Origin of the sequence: Pseudorhodobacter sp. (genome assembly GCF_030452865.1) — a bacterium.
Classification (GTDB): Bacteria; Pseudomonadota; Alphaproteobacteria; order Rhodobacterales; family Rhodobacteraceae; genus Pseudorhodobacter.
On sequence record NZ_JAKDLJ010000526.1, the window covers coordinates 1 to 2,055 of the forward strand.

2 protein-coding genes are annotated in these 2,055 nt (G+C 57.6%); both read left to right on the forward strand.

Annotation, left to right across the window (positions count from 1 at the left end; translation table 11 throughout):
* Window positions 1-1,576: glycine cleavage T C-terminal barrel domain-containing protein (locus L0H65_RS19010; protein ID WP_301460762.1), on the forward strand; the 1,576-nt coding region annotated here is incomplete at its 5' end.
* Window positions 1,569-2,055 (forward strand): sarcosine oxidase subunit gamma (locus L0H65_RS19015; RefSeq protein WP_301460763.1); only part of this gene is annotated, 487 nt, incomplete at its 3' end. The genes L0H65_RS19010 and L0H65_RS19015, both read left to right, overlap by 8 nt.

Sequence of the window (2,055 nt, forward strand, 5' to 3'; positions counted from 1 at the left end):
GGTTGGTGCCGCCGCAGGGGTTTACCGTGCCGCAGATATTATCGCGGGCAGCGACACCATTGATAGCACGGCCACAGTTCCGCCGGTCTGGGTGATGCCGCAAAACGCTCCAAATACCTTGCGCGCCAAGATGTGGCTGGATTTTCAGAACGATGTGAAGGTTTCGGACGTGCAACTCGCGGCGCGTGAAGGCTACACCTCCGTTGAACACACCAAACGCTATACCACGCTCGGCATGGCGACGGATCAGGGGAAACTCAGCAATATCAACGGTCTTGCGGTGCTGTCGCAAGCGCTCGGCACCGATATTCCGCAAGTCGGCACCACCACTTTCCGTCCACCCTATACACCGGTGACGATTGGTGCCTTGGCAGGTGAAGCACGGGGTGAGATTTTCCAGCCACTGCGCCGCACGCCGATGCACGATTGGCATGAGAAAAACGGGGTCTATTGGGAGCCGGTGGGCCTTTGGCGCCGCCCTTATTGCTATCCGCGCAGCGGCGAAAGCCACGAGCAGGCAGTCGAACGTGAGGTGATCAACACCCGCGAAAATCTCGGATTGCTGGATGCCTCCACCCTTGGCAAGATCATCGTCAAAGGGCCGGATGCCGGGAGGTTTCTCGACATGCTCTACACCAATCTGATGTCGACGCTGGCCGTGGGCAAATGCCGTTACGGGTTGATGTGCAACGAACAGGGCTTTTTGTCGGATGACGGCGTTGTCGCGCGGATTGATGACGAGACCTGGCTATGCCACACCACCTCCGGCGGCGCGGATCGTATCCATGGTTGGATGGAGGATTGGCTGCAATGTGAATGGTGGGATTGGAAAGTCTACACCGCCAATGTGACCGAACAATATGCGCAGATCGGCGTTGTCGGTCCCAATGCCCGGAAATTGCTGGAGAAAATTGGCGGCATGGATGTGTCGAAAGACGCGCTGCCCTTCATGCAATGGGCGGATGGTAAGCTGGGCGGTTTCCCGGTTCGCGTCTATCGGATCAGCTTTTCGGGGGAACTTTCCTACGAAATCGCCGTTCCTGCCAGCCATGGCGCAGCGTTTTGGGAAATGCTGCATCGCGAAGGCGCGGAGTTTGGCGCAATGGCATATGGCACGGAATGTCTGCATATCATGCGGGCCGAAAAGGGTTTCATCATGATCGGCGATGAAACCGACGGCACCGTGACGCCGCTGGACCTTGGCCTCGGCTGGGCGGTTTCCAAGAAGAAAACCGATTTCCTCGGCAAGCGCGGGATGGAACGCAGCCATCTTTCCGACCCCGACCGCTGGCAGTTGGTCGGGTTGGAGACAATCGATGGCTCCGTTATCCCTGACGGGGCCTATGCTATCGCTGAGGGTAGCAATGAAAACAACCAACGAAACACAGAAGGTCGTGTAACATCAACATATTACAGCCCGATCTTAAAACGTGGAATCGCGATGGGACTGGTCAAACACGGGCCTGCGCGTATGGGCGAAGTGGTGAGCTTCAACACGATTGGAGGCAGCACGGTTGCGGCGAAAATCGTCGACGCTGTGTTTTTTGATAAGGCAGGGGAGAAAGGCAATGCATGATCCCGTCAGCGCCCTGAACGGGCAAATCTTTGAGGGTTTTGCCAAAATTCGTGAGATTGGTCCTTTGGGTATGATTACCCTGCGCTGTAATCTGGCGGAAAAACCCGTTGCTGCCGCCTTGAAGAAGCTGGGGTTGGCGCTGCCCGCAGTTCGGCGGATTACCCATAACGATGTCCGGTCCGCTGCGTGGATGTCACCGGATGAGCTGCTGTTGATCCTGCCATATGCCGAAATGACTGCTGCGTTAGGAACGCTGCGCAATGCTTTGGCAAAACAGCATTTTCTGGCGGTTGATGTTTCCGACGCCCGCGCCGTTTTCCGGATTGAGGGAGCGCAGGCCGATCAGGTGTTGGCGAAACTCTGCCCGGTTGATCTGGCCAACCTCGCACCGAATGAGATCCGGCGCACCCGCGCCGCGCAGGTGGCCGTTGCGTTCTGGGAAGATGAGGGCGGCTACACGTTGGTCAGCTTCCGCTCCG